This window comes from Methylotuvimicrobium sp. KM2 (genome assembly GCF_038051925.1).
In the GTDB taxonomy this organism is placed as follows: domain Bacteria; phylum Pseudomonadota; class Gammaproteobacteria; order Methylococcales; family Methylomonadaceae; genus Methylotuvimicrobium.
Window position 1 is genome coordinate 1,364,050 of record NZ_CP150634.1, and the last position, 13,404, is coordinate 1,377,453.

10 protein-coding genes and 1 tRNA gene are annotated in these 13,404 nt (G+C 48.6%); all 11 read left to right on the plus strand.

The window, feature by feature from the left end; translation table 11 throughout:
- The first annotated feature begins 647 nt into the window (after positions 1–647).
- Positions 648–1,133 (plus strand): pantetheine-phosphate adenylyltransferase, encoded by a 486-nt coding sequence (coaD, locus tag WJM45_RS05915; protein ID WP_341328046.1) that lies wholly within the window; start codon positions 648–650, stop codon positions 1,131–1,133.
- A 2-nt stretch (positions 1,134–1,135) separates the two neighbouring features.
- Positions 1,136–1,381, plus strand: coding sequence for a YfhL family 4Fe-4S dicluster ferredoxin (locus tag WJM45_RS05920; protein WP_341328047.1), 246 nt, complete (start codon positions 1,136–1,138; stop codon positions 1,379–1,381).
- 599 nt (positions 1,382–1,980) lie between these two features.
- Entirely contained in the window at positions 1,981–3,489 is a 1,509-nt protein-coding gene (locus WJM45_RS05925; RefSeq protein ID WP_341328048.1) for a DUF4080 domain-containing protein, read from the plus strand.
- Positions 3,490–3,567: 78 nt separating this feature from the next.
- Positions 3,568–3,644: transfer RNA gene (locus tag WJM45_RS05930), tRNA-Met, on the plus strand.
- Positions 3,645–3,770: 126 nt separating this feature from the next.
- The gene (gene rimP / locus WJM45_RS05935; protein WP_341328049.1) at positions 3,771–4,256 is read left to right on the plus strand and encodes a ribosome maturation factor RimP; all 486 of its coding nucleotides are present in this window, start codon (positions 3,771–3,773) and stop codon (positions 4,254–4,256) included.
- The gene (gene nusA, locus WJM45_RS05940; RefSeq protein ID WP_341328050.1) at positions 4,246–5,766 is read left to right on the plus strand and encodes a transcription termination factor NusA; all 1,521 of its coding nucleotides are present in this window, start codon (positions 4,246–4,248) and stop codon (positions 5,764–5,766) included. Before rimP ends, nusA begins: the two co-directional genes overlap by 11 nt.
- Before the next feature lie 10 nt (positions 5,767–5,776).
- Positions 5,777–8,383 (plus strand): translation initiation factor IF-2, encoded by a 2,607-nt coding sequence (gene infB / locus WJM45_RS05945; RefSeq protein ID WP_341328051.1) that lies wholly within the window; start codon positions 5,777–5,779, stop codon positions 8,381–8,383.
- A gap of 5 nt (positions 8,384–8,388) precedes the next feature.
- Positions 8,389–8,751: a 30S ribosome-binding factor RbfA gene (rbfA, locus tag WJM45_RS05950; protein ID WP_341328052.1), complete on the plus strand. Its 363-nt coding sequence runs from the start codon at positions 8,389–8,391 to the stop codon at positions 8,749–8,751.
- Positions 8,752–8,756: 5 nt separating this feature from the next.
- Complete coding sequence (gene truB / locus WJM45_RS05955) at positions 8,757–9,662, plus strand: tRNA pseudouridine(55) synthase TruB (protein ID WP_341328053.1); 906 nt, start codon at positions 8,757–8,759, stop codon at positions 9,660–9,662.
- Positions 9,663–10,349: 687 nt separating this feature from the next.
- A complete protein-coding gene (rpsO, locus tag WJM45_RS05960) occupies positions 10,350–10,619 on the plus strand; it encodes a 30S ribosomal protein S15 (protein ID WP_341328054.1) in 270 nt (89 codons plus the stop codon).
- Between the two features lie 356 nt (positions 10,620–10,975).
- Positions 10,976–13,060 carry a polyribonucleotide nucleotidyltransferase gene (pnp, locus tag WJM45_RS05965; RefSeq protein ID WP_341328055.1) on the plus strand — a complete coding sequence of 695 codons (2,085 nt, stop codon included), beginning with the start codon at positions 10,976–10,978 and terminating at the stop codon, positions 13,058–13,060.
- Positions 13,061–13,404 lie beyond the last annotated feature (344 nt).

Consider the following 13,404-nt stretch of genomic DNA (forward strand, 5'->3'; position numbering starts at 1 on the left):
TTAACTGCTCTTTGTAGGATTAAAGCACGTAGCCCGTATGCAGCGTAGCGGAATACGGGAATGGCGTGGTTCCGAACTTCCCGGATTGCGCTACGCTCCATCCGGGCTACGCTGTTTGGACTCGCCGAAAGCAGTCGGTAGCGATTTAGCAACGGGGATATGCTTAGGACTTGGTCGTAAATAACCCTCAACAAAGCCCATAGTTCCAGGACGTTATTTATCAAGAAATCCTTAGCTTGATGCGTATGGGCCGAGCACTCTGAGGCCTCCTCCGGCACTGTCGAAATTTGAAGAGCGAAAGGTATAGACAACTGTTGGAAGGGGGCGTTGGCCCAATTGACAGGTGTCGGCAAGCATACCCCGTACCCTGTTTGATTCCTACTTCCTTTTGATTGAAAAATCGTCTTAGAATGAAAGGTATGGGATGTGTCTATCGAGGACCGCCGTAAACCCATCCATGGGGGCTTGACGGCAGCGTTCCCTGCTGCCGACATCCTCGCTAGCCACACCCCATACCTTCATAAAGTTAACTAATTTTTGAGTATAAAGGGAGTAAATTGGGAATTGCTGGGGAAAATATCAAACAGATGAAAAAATCCTTCCAAAACGTTATAATCCGCTGCTTTTTTCATCGTTCCGGCTTTATCATGAATATTACCGCAATCTATCCGGGCACTTTCGACCCCGTGACCGCCGGGCATCTGGATTTGATTGCTCGGGCCGCTAAACTTTACGATAAAATTATCGTTGCCATCGCGGTCGGTACGACAAAAACACCCTTATTTACGATCGACGAGCGTGTCGCGCTGGCTAAGGCGGTGACCGAAGCGTTCGAAAACGTATCGGTTATCGGGTTTAGTAATCTATTGGTCGATTGCGCCAAAGAACAGGGCGCCCATGTCATCATTAGAGGTCTGAGAGCGGTTTCCGATTTTGAATACGAATTTCAATTGGCCGGCATGAACCGGCGGCTTTCACCCGATCTTGAAACGGTCTTTTTAACGCCTGCCGAACAATACGAATTCATATCGTCGAGCATGATCAAGGAAATCGCGCGTCTCAATGGTGACGTATCCAGCTTCGTGCCCGATATCGTTAAACAAAGTTTGATCAAGAAATTTAGTCAGGAGTAACCATGGCCCTTATTATCAATGACGAATGCATCAATTGCGACGTGTGCGAACCGGAGTGTCCGAACGGCGCGATTTCCCAAGGCGAGGAAATTTATGTCATCGACCCGGCTTTGTGTACCGAGTGCGTGGGGCATCACGATCTACCGCAATGCATCGAAGTCTGTCCGGTCGATTGCATCGATAAAGATCCGGAACATACCGAAAGCAAAGACACGCTATATCAAAAATATCTCAAATTGACCGCGTAGGCTAAGGATACGGTAAAAATCCCTCGAGAGTTTATCGTTCCCATGCTCTGCGCTTGCCGTTATACACATAAACCTAAATTCGGCAGTTAAACCATGAAGCACATGAAGTTCATTAAGGATTTCTGGAAATTACCTAAATCTTCTCGCTAACCTTTTTGGTGAGCGAAAGCTTGATTCATACGCGTAATAAGTTATTGAATTAACTTCCTATTCTTCATGATCTTCATGGTGAAATGCTTTTTCTAGGATAAATCTACCTATTGTGCAAAAAGTAGCGACCGAGCGCTAGGTTGCCGTGTCGTCCGAAAAGGCTATTGGAGTATGAGCGTTAGCGGCTTCGATAGTCGCGACGAAGGCTTCGCTCCCACAGCGGGCGGCGGATGCTCTGTGGGAGCGATCCCCAGATCGTCCCTCACCTAGCGTTAGGTGAGGGAAGGTCGAGGGTGTTAAGTGACAATAAAGGGTATCGAGGTCACATTGGCTAAGATTGCAAAGGATAATTTATGATTTATGTATAACGATGAGTGCTCTGCGTGGGAATGCATTCCTGGACGCTCTGCGTCCCCGGTGCCGAATTTTGATCTACGAAGAGTATAAGCATGCCGCAAATACGACTGACCACGCTTAACGCTCGGTACATCCATAGCGCGTTCGGGCTGCGTTATATCTTCGCCAATTTGGGAAAACTGCAAAACGACGCCGAAATACTCGAATTCGGCATACAAGACCGACCGATCGACATCGTCGAAAAGCTTTTGCAGAATCGTCCGAAAATCATCGGTTTTGGAGTTTACATCTGGAATGTCGCCGAAATCGGCTCGACCTTAGCCTTACTCAAACAAATCGCACCGGAAATCGTCGTGATCCTAGGCGGACCCGAAGTTAGCCATCCACCAGATTTGCCGCCAATCGCCGATTTGGCCGACTACATCGTCACCGGCGTCGGTGAAATCAGTTTTCGCGAATTATGCAAAAAAATCCTAAATGGCGAAGCCCCCGACGAAAAAATCATAGCCGGCGTCGAATCGCCGCTCGAGAGCTTGGTGTCGCCTTATCCCTACTACAACGACGAAGACATTAGTAACCGCATCATCTATGTCGAAGCCTCGCGCGGTTGTCCGTTCAAATGCGAGTTTTGTCTCTCGGCGCTCGATGTCACGGCCAAGCCGTTTGCATTGGATCGCTTCTTAGGCGAAATGGACATGTTGTATCGGCGCGGTGTTCGGCATTTCAAATTCATCGACCGGACCTTCAATTTAAAAATTGCCGTAAGTGTTGCGATACTGGAGTTTTTTCTCGAACGCATGAGCGACGACTTGTTTTTGCATTTCGAAGTCATACCGGATCATTTACCTGATCGGCTCAAACAAGCGCTCGAAAAATTCCCGCCCGCAACGCTACAATTCGAAGTCGGAGTGCAGACCTTCGACCCGGCCATTCAACGGCTGATCAGTCGCCGTCAGGATAACGAGAAAACCAAAGAAAACCTGCGATGGCTCAAGGCAAACACCCATGCGCACATTCATGCCGACCTGATCTTCGGTCTGCCCGGCGATACGCTGAACAACTTCGCGGCTAGTTTCGACCAATTAGTGGCTTTACAACCGCATGAAATTCAGCTGGGTATCTTAAAGCGCTTGCGCGGCGCGCCGCTCAACCGGCATAACGAAACCTATCGGATGCGTTACAATCCCGAACCGCCCTACAATATCCTCAGCACTCGCGATATCGACTTTAACGAAATGCAACGCATCAACCGTTTCGCGCGCTATTGGAACATGATCGCAAATTCCGGTCGATTTGCCGAAACCTTGCCTTTGATACTGGCCGATGCGCCCTTCGAACGCTTTTTGCAATTAAGCGATGCCCTATACGAACTCAGCGGCAGCACCTGGAAGATAGCGCTACGGCGTTTATTCGATCTATTATATCGAGTGATGACGGAATCGTTGGCGATTTCTGAGGTAGATGCGAAAAATGTTCTCGAAGCGGATTACCGAAAAACCGGCGAAAAAGGCCTAGCGTCGTTTATGAAAGCCGAAGGCTATGGCAAAAAAAATGCCTCCGGCCAACGTCAGGCCAATAAGCGCCAGCGGTCATTTGAATAAGGATTTCGTGTAATTCTCTTTAATTCCAATAAATAACTTGCCAAATTTAAAAATGTGTTTATAATATCTCAAATCAATCGCGGGGTGGAGCAGCTTGGTAGCTCGTCGGGCTCATAACCCGAAGGTCGTAGGTTCAAATCCTGCCCCCGCTACCAGATTAAAAAAGCCCCTTTTGGGGCTTTTTGTTTTTTGGGCGTTTGGATCGTTGGTTGTTTAACGAATATAGACTTTAAGGAAGAGCCATTGGCTCTTTTTTTATGTGCGTAAATAAGTGAGGAAAAATGAAGCAGGCACCTGAGCATTTGGTTAATTTGATTCAGCCGATTGTTGAAGGCTTGGGTTATGAGTGCGTCGGGATTGAATACAATCCGCATCCTCGTAACGGCTTATTACGAATTTATATCGACAACGAGCAAGGGATTTTAGTGGAAGATTGCTCGAAAGTCAGTCATCAGGTCAGCGGGATGCTCGATGTCGAGGATCCTATCCAGGGTAATTATCAACTGGAAATATCATCTCCGGGTGACGATAGACCGCTATTTTCTGTCCAACAATTCGAGCGCTTCATTGGGCACATGGTCTCGGTTAACTTATTTAAACCGATTGAAAAGCGACGCAAAATTTCAGGCGTAATCCAATCAGTCGACAATGACACCGTGTTTCTCCAGGAAGGCGACCGGGTTTACGAGATTCCATTTCAAGCGATGAGTAAGGCGCGACTGGTGCCTGAGTATTTAATCAATAAAGGAGTGCACAGTGGCAAATAAAGAAATTTTATTGGTAGTGGATGTTTTTTCGAATGAGAAAGACATCGATAAGGAGATCGTTTTCCAGGCGGTCGAGTCCGCGCTTGAAGCGGCAACGATAAAACGCTATGGTAACCAGATAAAAGCGCGCGTTTCGATCAATAGAAAAACCGGCGATTATACGACGTTTCGCAGATGGGAAGTCGTCGAACCGGATGATGATTTCGAAAACGGTCTCGAATTTCCCGATGCCCAGATTTTGTTGGACGATGCGCGGCAAAAAAATCCCGACATCAATGTTGGAGACTTTTTCGAGGAAGAAATCGAGTCGGTCGAATTCGGACGAATTGCCGCTCAGACCGCTAAACAAGTGATGATTCACAAGGTTCGCGAGGCCGAGCGCCGCAAAATAGTCGAAGCTTATACCGATAGAGTCGGCGAATTAATTACCGGCATCGTCAAGCGTATTGAGAAAGGCAGCGTTTACTTGGATCTTGGCGGGCATGTCGAAGCCTACATCGCCAAAGAAGATATGATCCCGCGCGAGTCGTTTAGAATCGGGGATCGGGTCAGAGGTTATCTTAAATCGGTTCGCTCGGAACCGCGCGGCCCGCAATTATTTGTCACCCGCGCCGCACCTGAACTGTTGGTAGCGTTGTTCCGTTTGGAGGTTCCCGAAGTCGGCGAGGGCATGATCGAAATCAAGGGTGCGGCCCGAGATCCGGGTTCGAGAGCCAAAATCGCGGTCAAGGCAAACGATCCTAGACTCGATCCGGTCGGCGCCTGCGTCGGTATGAGAGGCTCACGCGTTCAAGCGGTATCGAACGAGCTAGCCGGCGAGCGTATCGACATTATTTTATGGCATGAAAGCGAGGCCCAGTTTGTTATCAATGCAATGGCGCCTGCCGAAATCGAATCGATCGTAATCGATGAAGATAAGCACAGTATGGACTTGGCGGTTAGTTCGGATAATTTGTCTCAGGCGATAGGCCGAGGCGGTCAGAATGTTCGCTTGGCAACCGAATTGACAGGGTGGGAGCTGAACGTAATGGATGCGTCGAAAGCGCAAGAAACCAGCGGTGCTCAAGCCAATATAACCAAACAATTATTTATCGATCAATTAGGCGTCGACGAAGAAATCGCTACGATTTTGGTCGAAGTCGGATTCGATTCGATTGAAGAGATTGCTTATGTTCCGGTTAATGAAATGCTGGAAATTGAAGAGTTTGATAAAGAACTGGTCGACGAATTAAAAGGTCGGGCAAAGGACGCGCTGTTAATTAGTGCAATTGCATCGGAAGAAAAAATCGAGACGGCAGAGCCTACGCAAGAACTGCTGGAGATGGAAGGCATGGATGAGGCCTTGGCTTATGAGTTAGCAGGCCAGGGCATCGTAACGTTGGACGATCTCGCGGATCAGGCGGTTGATGATTTACTGGATGTAACCGGTGTGGATGAAGAAAGAGCGGCAAAATTAATCATGAAAGCGCGTGAGCGATGGTTTGCCGAGGACCAGGGCGAATTAGGATAGGGGGCAAAATATGAGTGATAAAACAGTAAGGCAGTTAGCGGAGGTCGTGGGTATACCTCTAGAGCGATTATTAGAGCAACTGAAAGAAGCCGGATTATCCGTGCATGCCCCTGATGACGTAATTAGTGAAGACGAAAAAGTTAAGTTGCTGGCTCATTTACGTAAGCGGCACGGTAAATCGACAGGGGAGACGGATGCCGCTCCGAAACGCGTAACGTTAAAGCGTAGGACGGTCAGCGAACTGAAGCAAAGCAGCGCTCCGGGCAGCTCGGCAAAAACCATCAGTATCGAAGTTCGCAAAAAGAAGACCTACGTTAAACGTACTGAAGTCGCGCCCGTAGGTGATGAACCGAAGGAGTCGGAAGAAATCAAAAAAACAGCGGAACAGATTCAGGCAGAACCGACGCCGGTAAGCACCGAGCAGCCGCCGGTTAGCGCTGTAACGGAAGAAAAAGCGGTCCAAGACGAAGAAGAATTATTCGAGCGGGAGCAGCCGGTTGACGAAGCAGCTACGGCAGAGGCTTCTCAGGATGATATTGGCGTAGACGATTCCGAAGCGACCGATAAAGAAGCGTTAACCGAAGCTCAAGCCATTGAGATTCGCAAGGAAAGCGAGCGAAAAGCCAGACTTTCAGAAACCGAAAGAAAAAAAGAGGAAGAGAAAAAACGTCGCCTCGAAGCTGCGGTAGAAAGAAATGCCGAAAAAGTACGGCAATTAGCAGCAGCCAGAATGGAAAGTCAAAAGAAAAAAAGACAAGGAGGACAAGTTGCCGGGAAAGGTAAGAAAAAAGGCAAACAAAAGGACAAGAGCGCTGCTCAGGCCGATTTGAAGCATCAATTCGAGAAGCCGGTTGCGCCGGTCATCAGGGATGTTACTATTCCTGAACATATTATCGTTTCCGATTTGGCGCAAAAAATGAGCGTCAAGGCCGCCGAAGTCATCAAGCAATTGATGAAAATGGGCATGATGGCAACGATTAACCAGAGTATCGATCAGGAAACGGCGGTGCTGCTAGTCGAGGAAATGGGTCATAAAGCCATCATGCAAAGCGATGACGATTTGGAAGCCGAAATTTTGGCGGCTCTGAAGGAAGAGAGTAGTCAGGAAATGTCTCGCGCACCGATCGTTACCATCATGGGGCATGTCGATCACGGTAAAACTTCCTTGCTGGACTACATCCGTGAAACTCGCGTGGCGGCTGGTGAAGCGGGCGGTATTACCCAGCATATCGGTGCTTATCAGGTTGTTACCGATCACGGTTCGGTAACCTTTTTAGATACGCCTGGACATGCTGCATTTACCGCGATGCGTGCTAGAGGCGCGGAATTGACCGATGTGGTTATTGTCGTGGTCGCGGCGGATGACGGTGTCATGCCGCAGACTAAGGAAGCTGTCGAACATGCGCGTGCGGCTAATGTGCCGATCATCGTCGCGATCAATAAAATCGATAAGCCGCAAGCCAATCCGGAAAAGGTAATGCAGGAAATGTCCACGATCAATGTGGTGCCCGAGGAATGGGGCGGCGATGTGCAGTTCATCAAGGTTTCGGCTAAAACCGGCGAAGGCATCGATGATTTGATCGAAGCGTTGATTTTGCAGGCCGAGATTCTGGAATTGAAAGCACCCTCGGACGGGTCGGCTTCGGGTATCGTTGTTGAGTCCAGGCTGGATAAAGGCCGAGGGGCGGTTGCAACCATCCTGGTGCAGCGCGGCATGCTGGAAAAAGGGCAATTCGTTTTGTGCGGTCATGAATACGGTCGTGTCAGGGCAATGTTTAATGAGAATGGTAAAGCCGTTAAAGAAGCCGGCCCGAGTACCCCTGTTGAGATTCTAGGCCTGTCGGGTACCCCGAATGCCGGCGACGAATTTTTGGTCGTGCAAAACGAGCGTGCGGCGCGCGAATTGGCCGAGCATCGTGAAGATAAGAGCAAAATCAGCCGTATGGCCGCGCAGCAAGCCGCTAAATTGGATCAAGTGTTCTCAAAAATGGCGACCGGCGAAACGGCTAGTTTGAACTTGGTGATTAAAACCGATGTTCAAGGTAGTTTGGAAGCCTTGCGCGAATCCTTGATCAAGCTGTCCTCGGATGAAGTCGAGGTTAAGGTCGTTTATGGCGGTGTTGGCGGCATCAACGAAGGCGATGTCAATTTGGCATTGGCTTCCGGTGCGATTTTGATCGGCTTTAATGTTCGTGCGGACACCGCCGCGCGTAAATTGATCGAAGAAAAAGACGTCGATCTGCATTACTACAGTGTGATTTATCAGGCGATCGATGAGGTGAAAAATTCGATCAGCGGCATGCTGGCGCCCGAGATCAAAGAGACTATTGTCGGCTTGGCCGAAGTTAGGGATGTGTTCCGTTCGCCGAAATTCGGTGCGGTGGCTGGTTGCATGGTTGTCGAAGGTTTTGTCAAACGTAACTTGCCGATTCGCGTATTGCGTGAAAACGTCGTTATTTACGAGGGGCAGCTGGAGTCGTTACGCCGCTTTAAGGATGACGTTGCAGAAGTTAAAATGGGCATGGAATGCGGTATCGGCGTTAAAAACTATAACGATGTCAAAGTCGGAGACCATATCGAGGTTTTCGAGCGCGTTGAAGTGAAACGGGAGTTATAAGCGCCATGGCCAGAGAATTTAGCCGTAGCGCACGGGTTTCGTCCCAAATCCAAAAGGAGCTGGCGCTGATTTTACAGCGAGAGTTTGACGTGAAGCGGGTAGGATTCGTTACGGTTAACGAGGTTGTTATCAGCAAGGATTTGGCTGTTGCCAAGATCTATGTCACGGTGCTTAATGCCGACGATCAAGGGAAAAAAGATAGTATTAAGTCTCTGAACGATGCGACGCCCTTTATTAGAAGCGAATTGTGCAAGCGCATGCGCTTGCGCAATATACCGGAGTTACGCTTTTATTATGACGATAGCTTTGAGACCGGTATGCGCGTGGCCGAATTATTGAGCGAATCTAAGGATAAAAAAAAGGATTGAGCGAAATGGCAAAGCGTAAAAACGGGCGCGATATTCACGGAATATTGCTGCTCGATAAACGCCTCGGTGTTTCGTCGAACAGAGCCTTGCAGGAAGTCAAACATTTGTTCAATGCGAACAAGGCCGGGCACACAGGCAGTCTTGATCCTTTGGCATCGGGATTATTGCCGATTTGTTTCGGCGAAGCGACCAAGGTTTCCGGATTCATGCTCGATGACGACAAACGTTATCAGGTGGTTGTTCGTTTAGGTGTGGTTACCGATACCGGAGACGCGGAAGGTCGGGTGATTAAAACGCGTCCGGTACCGTCTCTATCCGATGATGAGATTCTGGCTTGTTTGGAAAACTTCGTAGGCGATATCGAACAAGTGCCGCCGATGTATTCGGCGCTTAAGCTCAACGGCAAAAAACTTTATGAGTTGGCCAGACAAGGCAAGTCCGTCGAACGCAAGGCTCGTCCGATTACAATATACAAAATCAAATTGTTGGATCGTCAAGAGACGCTTCTGACGTTGGATGTTTGGTGTTCGAAAGGCACTTATATCAGAACCTTGGCGGAAGATATCGGCGAGCGTCTCGGTTGCGGGGGGACGGTTATCGAGCTTCGCAGGCTGGCATCCGGCCGTTTTGTCATTGACGAAGCAAAGTCGATCGAGCAATTGCAGGAAATGAGCGAAAACGAACTGACGAATTGCTTGGTTCCGGTCGATAAACCGATCGACTCGATACCTGCCGTGGATTTGTCCGAAGAACAGGCAAATTTAATCAAGCAAGGACAAAGTTTGACGCTTAAAAATTCGTTGGAGGGTCCTGTGCGAATGTACACGGGGCGGCAATTTTTAGGTTTGGGCGAAATGTTAATGGATGGTAAACTGGTGCCTAAAAAAATATTTAATATGAGTCCTTCTTAATATACTTCGCGCGGCCACATTTTGCTGTTACCCAAGCTCCAGCTTGGGTAACCTGTTCGGGAAGCTCTAGCTTCCCGATAATCAAGGAAGATTAAACGAGCGAGTCGGAGTTGATTGAGAATGTCCGAAGGTTGTGTCGGTCTCTGGAAGCTCTTGCCCTGAGCCTTTCGGCTGCGCTCAGGAGAGCCTTGTCGAAGGCTTGCCCTGAGCTTGTCGAAGGGGGAGCTTCCGGGGTGTGTTTCCTAAGCTGGAGCTCTCGCCGTTATACACAAGTATTGGTAAACTTCCTAAACAGAGGTCATCGTATACCTGGAAACGGTGCTGTTTAATAAATCTGCGGATATTGAACATCAGTGGCTTCGAAATCGCGACGAAGGCGTCGCTCCCGCAAGGGGCCGGATGCTCTGTGGGAGCGATCCCCAGATCGCGATTTCGAAGTCGGGAACGTTGGGCGAAAAAAGATGGTATCGAGGTCTCATTGGCTAAGATTGCAAAACCGTAATTTTTGACTTATGTATAACGATGAAAGCTGGAGCTTGGGAAAGAGCATGCATGAATCCTTCTTAATATACTAATTTCCAAATAGTTTTGTTTCTGCACCCTATTGCGGAAACACATTATCCTGGCATCGAAGTCGGTGCTTTGTATTTTTATTAACAATATTAATCTTATAGGGGTTAAACAGAAATGCCATTTACCGCGGAACAAAAAAAAGCAGTCGTTGAAGAATATCGTTTGAGTGAAACCGATACCGGATCTCCGGAAGTGCAAGTCGCATTGCTGACGGCGCACATTCTTCATTTGACGCCGCATTTTGCCGAGCACAAAAAAGACAATCATTCCCGCCGCGGTTTACTGCGGATGGTTAATCAGCGCCGCAAGTTGTTGGATTATTTGAAAAAGAAGGATATTAACCGTTATCGGTCATTGATCGAGCGCTTAGGATTGCGTAAATAATAATAAAAAAGAACGGCCTGAAATGACTTTCAGCGCCGTTCTTTCATTTGTAAGGATTTGGTCATAAATAACGTTCCTATTTTTGGAGGGTTCGGTTGCTCGATTGGCAGGTGTCGGCGGCAGGGAAAGCCGCCGCCAAGCTTACAAGGACGTATTCACCCAGCACCTAAATTCCATAGCCTTTTGACTATGGTAACTATCTTGCATAATTTAGGTGCTGGGTTCACGGCGTCCTGCCAGGCGAGTTACCGCACCCTCGACAAAGCCCATAACTCCAGGAAGTTAATTTTCGCGAAATCCTAAGTAAAGCAATAAACCGATTTTGATAACAACCCTTAACCTATAGGAACCGTATAGTGAATCCGATTCGGAAAGAATTTCAGTATGGCGAACAGCTCGTTACACTGGAAACCGGTGAGATAGCTCGTCAGGCGGACGGCGCTGTAATGATCGACATGGAAGGAACCACCCTTCTAGTGACAGTCGTTGGAAAAAAAGAAGCAAACAGCGGCGGAGATTTTTTTCCATTGACTGTCAATTATCAGGAAAAATCCTTTGCCGCGGGTAAGATTCCAGGCGGCTTTTTTAAACGAGAAGGCCGGCCGAGCGAAAAAGAAACGTTAACCTCCCGCCTTATTGACCGTCCTATCCGCCCCTTGTTTCCGGATGGCTTTACCAACGAAGTTCAAATTATCGCCACCGTTCTTTCACTGAATCCCGACATCGATCCTGAAATTCCTGCCTTGATTGGAGCTTCCGCAGCGTTATCGATTTCAGGGTTGCCCTTCAACGGTCCAGTCGGTGCGGCTCGAGTCGGTTATAAAGACGGCCAATATTTATTGAATCCGACACCTTCGTTATTGGCCGAGTCGCAATTGGAATTGGTTGTTGCCGGTACCGAACATGCGGTGCTGATGGTCGAATCCGAAGCGCAATGCTTGTCCGAGGAAGTGATGCTCGGCGCCGTGTTGTTCGGGCATGAACAGATGCAAACGGCAATTACAGCGATTAAAGAACTGGCCGCGATGGTTAACAAAGCGCCGATGGCGTGGCAACCGGCGGCTGCTAACACCGAGCTGGAATCTTTGGTGATAGCTGAAGTGGAAGCCGGAATTAAAGCGGCTTATCAAGTCCCTGAAAAACTGGTCAGACAAGAGCAACTGAAAGAAATTCGAAATGCTGTTGTCGATAAGTTGACGGCTGATGAGCAATATAGCGAATCCGACATTCGCGGCATCATCGAAAATCTCGAAAAGAAAATCGTACGCGGCTCGATTCTTGAAGAGGGCAAGCGTATCGACGGCCGAGACTTGAAAACGGTCAGACCTATTTCAATTCGTACCGGCGTGTTGCCGAGAACTCATGGTTCGGCGTTGTTTACCCGCGGCGAAACGCAGGCCTTGGTTGTCGCGACCCTGGGTACCGAACGTGACTCACAGGTCATCGATGCTCTGGAAGGCGAATACCGTGAAAGTTTCATGCTGCATTACAACTTCCCTCCTTATTGTGTCGGTGAAACCGGTTTTGTCGGTTCTCCGAAACGCCGGGAAATCGGCCACGGTCGCTTGGCAAAACGCGGCGTTCAAGCGGTATTGCCGAACATGGATGAATTTCCTTATGTTGTGCGCGTCGTTTCCGAAATTACCGAGTCGAACGGTTCAAGTTCGATGGCGTCGGTGTGCGGCAGTAGCTTGGCGTTGATGGACGCGGGCGTGCCTATTAAGGCGCCGGTTGCGGGTATCGCGATGGGTTTGATTAAGGAAGGCGATCAATTCGCAGTCTTATCCGATATCATGGGCGATGAAGATCATTTGGGCGATATGGACTTTAAAGTCGCCGGTTCAGAGGAAGGCGTGACCGCGCTACAGATGGATATCAAGATCGACGGTATTACTGCCGAGATCATGAAAACCGCACTCGAGCAAGCCAAGCAAGGCCGCTTGCACATTTTGGGCGAAATGAACAAATCGCTGTCCGAGACTCGCGGACAAATGTCCGATTATGCGCCGCGCATTATTTCGTTCAAAATCGATCCAAGTAAAATCCGCGAAGTCATCGGTAAAGGCGGTGCAACGATCCGCAGTATCACCGAACAAACCGGTGCCAGCATTGATTTGACCGATGACGGCGTCGTCAAAGTCGCTTCGGTCGATAAACAAGCCGGAGAAGAAGCACGTCGTTTGATCGAGGAAATTACCGCGGAAGTCGAAGTCGGAAAAACCTATGAGGGCAAGGTTGCCCGATTGATGGACTTCGGCGCATTCGTGACGATTCTGCCGGGTAAAGACGGTTTAGTGCATATCTCTCAGATTTCGGACGAGCATGTCGACAAGGTTAGCGATAAGCTATCCGAAGGCGATGTCGTCAAAGTCAAGGTGCTGGAAATCGATAGACAGGGTCGTGTCAGATTGAGCATGAAAGCTGTTGATCTCGAAGAGTAATTCGTAAGAAAAACTGACGAATTGAAAAGGGCTCGAACGGGCCCTTTTTTATGGCCTACTGAATTGCCAAGGTTTCATTTAACCCAGCCTTAACATTGCGCGTCAATAGGTTATTGAATAATATGCAATAATTAATTTTATGGCACTGCAAAGTTAAATTTGGCATGATTTTTAATTATTATATTTCAATAGCATAGGCGGTAGGCACTACACTTGTTAAAGCTGGGTTAAGGGTAAATTCATTTGCCAAGGCGATGAAGGCATCGCTTCTACAGAGCATCCGGCCCCTGTGGGAGCGATCCCCTGATCGCGATTTCAAGGCCGAGAACACCAAGTCACATTAA